Origin of the sequence: Bacteroides caecigallinarum (assembly GCF_016901995.1) — a bacterium.
GTDB lineage: Bacteria > Bacteroidota > Bacteroidia > Bacteroidales > Bacteroidaceae > Phocaeicola > Phocaeicola cellulolyticus.
Window position 1 is genome coordinate 1 of record NZ_JACJLE010000083.1, and the last position, 7,888, is coordinate 7,888.

A 7,888-nucleotide genomic window follows, 5' to 3' on the forward strand; every position below is an offset into this window, starting at 1 on the left:
AGTCATGTTTTTGTACTTATTGATAAAAAAACATATTTTTGTATCAGCTCTAAATTTAATGTCATGAAAAACATATTTATAATACTTATTTATATTCTTATCATACCTACTATATTAAAAGCCAATCCGGAGAATGAAAAGTTGTTGAAAGAACTCGATAAAGTCATTTCAAACAAAAAATATTATCATAATCTGAGAGAAGAGAAGTTGTCCCAATTAAAGGACAGTCTCAAGCGTTCTAATGATATAACTGAAAAATATAACATTAGTGGTGCTCTTTTCTATGAATACTTGCATTATCAGGCAGATTCATCATTATATTATATTAATATGAAGCACAAATACTTTCCGTTACTTAACAATCCGGAACTTGAAGACGAGATACTAATAAACAGAGCTGAAGTATTCGGAGTTATGGGAATGTATAATGAGGCTAAAAATGAACTTGACAAAGTTAATAAAGCCAATATAACCAATAAAGGACTTTTAGGATATTACTATAGAACTCGAAGAGCATACTACGGATGGCTTGCCGATTATACTGCTGACGACAATGCCAGCAAATGTTATTACTTAAAAACTGAAATCTACAGAGATTCCATTTCACAACTGGGAATAACAGACATTAACTTCAAAATAAATCAAGCCGAAAGAATGATTCATGACGGCGACTATAGGAATGCTATAAAAGCTTTGTTACCGCTGTTGTCTGATTCAATAAACTTAAAACGAAAAGTATATGTGAACTATACTTTATCAGATGCTTATGAGGCTATAGGAGATACATCAAGCCAAATAAAGTATCTTGCAAGTACAGCTATAATGGATATAAAAATGGCTGAACGTGAATATGCTTCGCTACAGAAACTGGCATTACTTATGTACCATCAAGGAAATCTGGACAGAGCTTACAATTATTTGTCATGTTCTATGGAAGATGCGGTAGCTGCCAATGCAAGGCTACGATTTCTTGAAGTAACACAGATATACCCTATTATAGATAATGCATACCAGAAAAAAGAAGCCGAAAAACGAGATGCGACAAGACGACTGCTAATTGGCATAAGCGTATTGGCATTTCTTCTTATCATAGCTACTTTCTACCTTTATTATTGGATGAAAAAACTATCTGTTATGAGAAGAAATCTGTACAAGGCCAACAAGAAACTTGTTGAAGCTAACAGAAATCTTGCTCAAACAGGTAAAATAAAGGAAGTATATATAGCTAAATATCTGGACCGATGCGTTGTATATCTGGAAAAGCTGGAACAATACAGACGTTCGCTTGAAAAGCTTGCAATGGCATCAAAAATAGACCAACTGTTCAAAACCATAAGATCGGAAGAATTCATACGAGACGAAAGAAAACTATTCTATGATGAATTTGACCGTTCATTTTTGGATCTTTTCCCAAATTTCGTAGAAGACTTCAACAATTTGCTTACGGATGACGGTAAAATATATCCCAAAAAGGATGAGCATCTTAATACGGAACTAAGAATATTTGCCTTGATAAGACTGGGAGTGACAGATGCAAACCGTATAGCACATTTCCTTGGATACTCACTGGCTACGGTATATAATTACAGAAGCAAAATCAGGAATAAAGCCAAAGGAGACAAAGACAGATTTGAACAGGATGTCATGAACTTATAACCAATAGATATTTCATTAACCTACAGACCAACAAAACAATAAAAAACATAACCATATCATGAAAAAAATACCTGATTTGAGTTTCTGGAAGCTATGGAACATAAGCTTCGGATTTTTTGGCGTACAAATAGCATACGCTTTGCAAAGTGCCAATATCAGTAGAATATTCTCTACCTTGGGAGCAGACCCGCACAGTCTGAGCTATTTTTGGATATTGCCACCTCTTACAGGAATTATCGTACAGCCTATCATTGGTGCTTTAAGCGACAAGACATGGTGCCGTTTCGGCCGAAGAATACCATATCTGTTTGTAGGTGCACTTATAGCAGTTCTTGTAATGTGTCTGTTGCCTAATGCCGGAAGTTTCGGTATGTCCGTCTCGGCTGCAATGATTTTTGGGTTATTCTCATTAATGTTCCTTGACACATCAATAAACATCGCAATGCAACCATTCAAAATGATGGTTGGCGACATGGTAAACGAAAAGCAGAAAGGACTGGCTTATTCTATACAAAGCTTCCTTTGCAATGCCGGTAGTTTGGCAGGATACTTGTTCCCTTTCATTTTTGCAGCAATAGGTATAAGTAATGTTGCCACTAAAGGTGTAATTCCTGATTCAGTGATTTATTCGTTCTATATAGGAGCTGCAATACTTATTTTATGCGTGATTTATACTACTATAAAAGTAAAAGAGTATCCTCCACAGTTATACGCCGAATATCATGGAATCAGCAACGACCCTAAAGAAGAGAAATCAAATATTTTCATTCTATTGGCCAAAGCGCCCAAAGCTTTCTGGACTGTCGGACTCGTACAGTTTTTCTGTTGGGCTGCATTCATGTTTATGTGGACATATACAAATGGAACTGTTGCAGCCGGAGTTTTCGATACGCCTTCGATAGAAATAATAAAAGACGGTACAAAACATCTTGTTCTTGACACACAGTCAATTCAATACCAGAATGCAGGCGACTGGGTGGGAATCTTGTTTGCCGTACAGGCAATAGGTTCTGTTATATGGGCAACAATATTACCTCTGATAAAGAGCCGCAAACTGGCATATTCATTGAGTCTGGTTCTTGGAGGTATAGGATTTATATCAACCATGTTCATAACTAACCAATATGGTCTTTTCGTCTCATTCCTGTTGATAGGTTGTGCATGGGCGGCTATGCTGGCTCTTCCTTTTACAATCCTCACCAACTCACTGACAGGAGGACATATGGGAACATATTTGGGATTGTTCAATTGTACAATATGCATCCCTCAAATAGTAGCAGCAGTAGCCGGAGGTTGGATTCTCCGGATGTTCACTACTCCAGGAAGCGTTCCTCCTGAAGTAAACATGCTGGTATTGGCCGGAGTACTTCTTATCTTTGGAGCTTTATTCGTAGGAATAATCAAAGAGAAAGAATAGAAAAATAATTAAAGGCATAAATGAATATCCACTTTCATTTATGCCTTTAATGTATCATTCCTTATTATTATCCGGAGATTCATCCTTCTGTTGCATATAAAGCATATCCCTGCCCTTTATAAACCGTTGATAGTATGAAAGCAACAATGTGGTGCAAGGCAATGCAATAATCATTCCCAACATACCCATCAATGCCCCCCATACAGAAAGAGACAATAATATTATGGCCGGATTCAATCCTGTTATCTTACCCATTATCTTAGGAACCAGATACATATCCTGAATAGCCTGGACAACACAAAATACAACTAACGCCAATCCTAATATTACCCAAAAACTTTCACCGGTATCTGCCGCCTTAAGCAAAGCCAATATGATAGTAGGAACAAAGCCTATGATTTGCAAATACGGCACCATATTCAAAAGCCCAATGAAGAGGCCAAGACCTATCGCCAAAGGAAAATCTATTATCAAAAAACCGATACTGAACAATATCCCGACACAGAACGCCACCAAAGCCTGACCACGGAAATACTTGTTCATACTGTCCTTTATATCATTTATTATTCCAAGTACCATATTTCTATATTTTGCCGGTAACAGAGTCACCCATCCATCGGCGATCTCCTCGTAATCCAGCAATATAAAGAATAGATATAGGACAATAATAAATAAGGTAAATATGGTCAGCACTATATTATATGAAGTTGATAATAATGACCACATTTTAGGCAATACGCTTTTTACCGCTCCGATGATATTCTCCGAATTAAGATTTTCTTTCATCCATGCCCAATCGACATTATTATGCAAGAAATCAGTTATATCTTTTGGAATGGAGGTAAACTTACCACCTTCTGAGAAATATACCTCTATCAATGATTTCAGTTTAACACACTCATCAATCATCGGAGGTACAATAAGGAATATTGCACCAGTGACCAAAACAATCAGACTCACCATGACAGCAAAAATAGCCAACGCCCTGTTTCTTATCTTTAGTCTGTTCTGATAAAACTTCACCATCGGATACATAAGATAGGCTATAATCCAAGCTATGAAAAAAGGAAGCAAAACACCGCTGAGCCTATTCAGCATATACAGGACTGCAATAAAAATAGCCACGCCTATAACTCCGCGTATAAAACTATCGAATGTTATTTTCTTCTGCTCGTTCATGATAAATATTTTTGTTTTCTATAATTGCAAAAATACAATTCTTGTTTGTAAAATCTAAAATTAAGTACATAAAATTAGAAATACGTACAATAATATACTTTTTAAAATAAAACATCTGTTAAATATTAACATGAAAATAACGACAAGACCAAAAACTTTCTACCTTTGCTATATTCGATGTCAAAAAAGATAATATGGGTAAACTATATGTAGTTCCTACTCCGGTAGGAAATTTGGAAGATATGACTTTACGAGCCATTCGAGTTCTGAAGGAAGCGGATCTGATTCTTGCCGAAGACACTCGCACATCCGGAATTCTTTTAAAACATTTTGAAATAAAGAATTCCATGCAGTCTCATCACAAATTCAATGAACATCAAACTGTAGAAAATATTGTATCACGCATCAAAGCAGGCGAAACCATTGCCCTTATTTCTGATGCTGGAACACCGGGGATTTCCGATCCCGGTTTCTTGGTTGTGAGAGAATGTGTACGCAACGGAATAGAAGTACAATGTCTTCCAGGTGCAACAGCATTTGTCCCGGCAATTGTTTCGTCAGGATTACCAAATGAACGTTTCTGTTTTGAGGGTTTCCTGCCTCAAAAGAAAGGCAGAATGACCAGACTGAATTCTTTGGTGGACGAAAGCCGTACAATGATTTTCTATGAATCACCATACCGATTGGTGAAAACATTAATGCAATTTGCTGAAATCTTCGGACCAGAGCGTCCCGTATCAGTATGTCGCGAAATATCCAAAATTCACGAAGAAAGCGTACGCGGAACATTGGAAGAAGTGATTAAGCATTTTACAGAAACAGAGCCTCGAGGTGAAATAGTAATAGTGCTGGGAGGAAAAGAAGAACAGAAAAATAACTCTAAAAAATAACTATCATGAAAAAGATTGTATTATTTTCAATGTGCTTTGCCGCATTATTGACATCATGTAACAATTTTGGTCAAAAAAAGGATGCGCTTCAAGCGCAAAACGATTCATTAATGTCCGAGCTGTCTAACCGCAACAATGAGTTGGACGAAATCATGGGAGCATTCAATGAAATACAAGAAGGATTTCGTGAAATAAATGAAGCTGAAAACAGAGTTGACCTAAACGGTAGTGTTATTGAAAACCAGTCAGCTGCCGACAGGATAAAAGATGATATCAAGTTCATCAGCCAAAAACTAAAGGACAATCGTGAAAGAATAGCTGAATTGGAAAAACAGCTGAAAAACAGTAACTATAAAAGTACTCAGCTAAAACGCGCTCTTGAAAACCTGACAGCAGAACTAGCAGCCAAACAGCAACAGATAGAAACATTACAGACAGAACTTGCTTCAAAAAATATCAGAATAGCAGAACTTGACGAAGCTGTTACAGATCTGACTAAAAATGTAGATCAGCTTTCTGCTGAAAACGAAGAAAAGAGCAAAACCGTTGCAGCTCAAGACAAAGCCCTGAACACTGCATGGTACGTATTCGGTACAAAAAGCGAACTTAAAGACCAAAAGATCTTAAAAGGTGGCGACGTACTAAAGAACAACGATTTCAACAAAGAGTATTTCACTGAAATAGACATTCGTAAAGACAAGGTTATCAAGTTATACTCTAAGCGTGCAGAACTGCTTACAAATCATCCTGAAGGCTCATATAAGCTGGAAAAAGATGATAAGGGACAGTACGTACTCGAAATTACAAAACCAAACGATTTCTGGAGTGTTTCAAGATATCTGGTTATTCAGGTAAGATAAATAATCAAATAAGTTTAAATATTCAGGTGTATCTTTTATCGGGTACACCTTTTTTTGTACAAAAAACAGAAGCTTGTTATCAAAAAACGCATAATCCAATATAAAATTCAATATAGCGTACATAAAGAAAAAGCTCTATAAGTCGCTGACTTACAGAGCTTTAACCCAGTACTCGAAGCGGGTACACAACCCACAAAATATTAGAAAACAAAAGAATTTATAAGAATTGTATTATATTGATTTTCAATATATTACAAAACATACCTTATGCACATAGTTTCATAAAAAAGACTTTACTTTGTTGTTTTTGGCTACCCTTTGGCTACCCAGAAATAAATAAAATATTATCTTTGCAAACAAAGGAAATTAAAAGCAATAAAACTATGGCAGCAAAGAAAGAAATAAGGTCTGACAATACTTATATGATAAGCACAGACGATACCGACAACCCAAAGTTAGGAGCAAAAATATTATCTGACGGCAGAGAAAGTTTGTTTCTTGATTATTATTTAGGTTATAAGATGGTTTACGATGAGGCTAAAGATAAAGAGGTAGCCAGAAAGGAACGTAAAAGAGAGGCTTTAAAACTCTATCTATGGCAAGCACCCAGAACACCACTTGAAAGACAGCAGAACAAAGAAACGCTACAACTTGCAAAGGAGATAAGACACGAGCGAGAACAGGAACTAAAAGAGGGAAAATTAGGTTACAGGCTTAAAGCTAAAGAAATAAATTTCTTTGATTTCATACAGTCTTATTATGATGAATACACAAAGGGAGATAAAAGAATGATTAAAGCGGCTCAAAAGCGTTTTACAGATTTCATTGCTTTAGAATATCCGTTATACAAAAACAATATATCCCCAGAAAAGATAACCCCAGAAATGATGGAGCATTTTGTAGAATATCTGCAAAGTATAAGTAAGGGGGAGGGAGCGTTAACACATTGGAAGCGGTGGAAAAAAATCGTGAAAGCAGCAGTTAAAAAAGATGTATTAAGAAAAAACCCCTGTGAAGATATTGTTTGTAAAGCTGACGAGGAAGCACTAAAAAAAGATATACTTTCAATAGAGGAAATGCAACAGCTTATTAACACCACATATCACGGTCAGAACCCAGAAACAAGACGAGCATTTATTTTTACTCTATACACAGGAATAAGATTTTGTGACATAAAAGAACTGAAATACTCAAATGTGGACTATGCAAACAGAGTATTAACATTCAATCAGAAAAAGACACAGGGACACAGCAGTAAAAGCTATGTGTCTATACCTTTGAACGATGGCTTAATTTCATTGATAGGGACAGCCTCAACAGATAACCCAGATGAAAAGATTTTCAAGTTACCAAGCCAAGAAATGTGTTTGAAAGCGTTAAGACATTGGACTGCAAAAGCGGGTATCACTAAACATATCACGTGGCATTGTGGCAGACATTCATTTGCAGTGAATATTCTTAATAATGGGGCAAATATAAAGACGGTTGCAAGCCTGTTAGGACATAGCAGCATACAACACACGGAGAAATACACCAGAGCTGTGGACAGTCTTAAACAGGCTGCAATAAACAGTTTACCAGAACTCAAAATTTAAAGATTATGAGTATAGCAGAAGTTTATTATATTATTATCAAAACTAATACATTGCTTAAAAGTCATTTATTAATACTAAGCGAGAACGATGATATAATAACAAATGAAGAATGGCAAGAATGTTTGATTAAAGAGATACAAGAAATTGTAAGTAATATAAAAAGCTCATGTGACTATATTGTAAATACAAACAATACAGAATTGGCACAACAAATGATAATATTACATAATGACATAAAGTCATTAATGAGTTGTTACAAAACAAAATTCACAAAAGATAACCGTTTAGTAT

7 protein-coding genes are annotated in these 7,888 nt (G+C 35.9%); 6 read left to right on the forward strand and 1 reads right to left on the reverse strand.

Annotation, left to right across the window (positions count from 1 at the left end; translation table 11 throughout):
* Positions 1 to 63 precede the first annotated feature (63 nt).
* Both H6A61_RS14590 and H6A61_RS14595 read left to right on the forward strand, forming a co-directional pair.
* Positions 64 to 1,656 carry a DUF6377 domain-containing protein gene (locus H6A61_RS14590; protein ID WP_204394610.1) on the forward strand — a complete coding sequence of 531 codons (1,593 nt, stop codon included), beginning with the start codon at positions 64 to 66 and terminating at the stop codon, positions 1,654 to 1,656.
* Between the two features lie 58 nt (positions 1,657 to 1,714).
* Positions 1,715 to 3,073 (forward strand): MFS transporter, encoded by a 1,359-nt coding sequence (locus H6A61_RS14595; protein WP_204394611.1) that lies wholly within the window; start codon positions 1,715 to 1,717, stop codon positions 3,071 to 3,073.
* A 54-nt stretch (positions 3,074 to 3,127) separates the two neighbouring features.
* Here H6A61_RS14595 and H6A61_RS14600 read toward each other — a convergent pair whose 3' ends face one another.
* Positions 3,128 to 4,252 carry an AI-2E family transporter gene (locus H6A61_RS14600; RefSeq protein WP_204394612.1) on the reverse strand — a complete coding sequence of 375 codons (1,125 nt, stop codon included), beginning with the start codon at positions 4,250 to 4,252 and terminating at the stop codon, positions 3,128 to 3,130.
* Positions 4,253 to 4,446: 194 nt separating this feature from the next.
* Here H6A61_RS14600 and rsmI point away from each other — a divergent pair, with 194 nt between their 5' ends.
* The 4 genes from rsmI to H6A61_RS14620 all read left to right on the forward strand — a co-directional run.
* Positions 4,447 to 5,142 (forward strand): 16S rRNA (cytidine(1402)-2'-O)-methyltransferase, encoded by a 696-nt coding sequence (gene rsmI, locus H6A61_RS14605; protein WP_154043831.1) that lies wholly within the window; start codon positions 4,447 to 4,449, stop codon positions 5,140 to 5,142.
* 5 nt (positions 5,143 to 5,147) lie between these two features.
* Positions 5,148 to 6,002 carry a hypothetical protein gene (locus H6A61_RS14610; RefSeq protein WP_154043830.1) on the forward strand — a complete coding sequence of 285 codons (855 nt, stop codon included), beginning with the start codon at positions 5,148 to 5,150 and terminating at the stop codon, positions 6,000 to 6,002.
* A gap of 383 nt (positions 6,003 to 6,385) precedes the next feature.
* Entirely contained in the window at positions 6,386 to 7,597 is a 1,212-nt protein-coding gene (locus H6A61_RS14615) for a site-specific integrase (protein ID WP_204394613.1), read from the forward strand.
* 5 nt (positions 7,598 to 7,602) lie between these two features.
* On the forward strand, positions 7,603 to 7,888 hold a 286-nt coding region (locus H6A61_RS14620), incomplete at its 3' end, for a hypothetical protein (protein ID WP_204394614.1).

What these genes read in the sequence shown, in the direction of transcription:
- H6A61_RS14590 (WP_204394610.1), top strand. Translation starts at nt 64, where the DNA reads ATGAAAAACATATTTATAATACTTATTTATATTCTTATCATACCTACT.
- H6A61_RS14610 (WP_154043830.1), top strand. Translation starts at nt 5,148, where the DNA reads ATGAAAAAGATTGTATTATTTTCAATGTGCTTTGCCGCATTATTGACA.
- H6A61_RS14600 (WP_204394612.1), bottom strand. Translation starts at nt 4,252, where the DNA reads ATGAACGAGCAGAAGAAAATAACATTCGATAGTTTTATACGCGGAGTT.
- H6A61_RS14615 (WP_204394613.1), top strand. Translation starts at nt 6,386, where the DNA reads ATGGCAGCAAAGAAAGAAATAAGGTCTGACAATACTTATATGATAAGC.
- H6A61_RS14595 (WP_204394611.1), top strand. Translation starts at nt 1,715, where the DNA reads ATGAAAAAAATACCTGATTTGAGTTTCTGGAAGCTATGGAACATAAGC.
- rsmI (WP_154043831.1), top strand. Translation starts at nt 4,447, where the DNA reads ATGGGTAAACTATATGTAGTTCCTACTCCGGTAGGAAATTTGGAAGAT.